We start from the raw sequence: 530 nt of genomic DNA, 5'->3' as shown, positions 1-530 counted from the left end.
ACAATGTACTCATCCTTATCCTTGTCATAGAACACTGCATCGGGCTTTACGAACGCCTTACTCCAGCAAAATGTTTTTGAGTCAATCGATATTTCAGCTAAATCATATTTAAAGTTAGGCAAAAACCTTTCTTGTACACTTTCTTCTTTTACGTCTTCGCTTCCAAAATCTTTAATTGATGCAAACTGGCTATAAGTGCTCATATCAGGTGCATCTAAACAGTCGAACTTTAGGTAAGGCAAATCTATCCAACGGAACTTATCGTTCCTCATTTCGTTAGTGTTAGCTTTCTTTATATGTTTGCTAATTTCAGGTGTAGATAGTTCTTTTTTGATTTGAGTCTGAATGTTAACTAGCTTACGCTGGAGATCAAATTCAGGGCGACAAGCAATTTTCGTTACACGATTGGTTGGTGATTCATGTTCTCTTATCGCGGGATTTGTAATTTCCTTATATACCTTGTACCAGACAGTAAAGGTGGCAACGGTAAGTAGTGTAATAAGTGCAGTTATAATTTCAGTTGTCATTTT

At 36.4% G+C, this 530-nt stretch carries 1 protein-coding gene; it reads right to left on the bottom strand.

Annotation, left to right across the window (positions count from 1 at the left end; all coding sequences use genetic code 11):
- On the bottom strand, positions 1-530 hold a 530-nt coding region (locus tag A3766_RS30975), incomplete at both ends, for a hypothetical protein (protein WP_197479520.1).

It is taken from the genome of Oleiphilus sp. HI0132, assembly GCF_001635845.1.
This window is presented reverse-complemented; position numbering and strand designations above follow the sequence as displayed.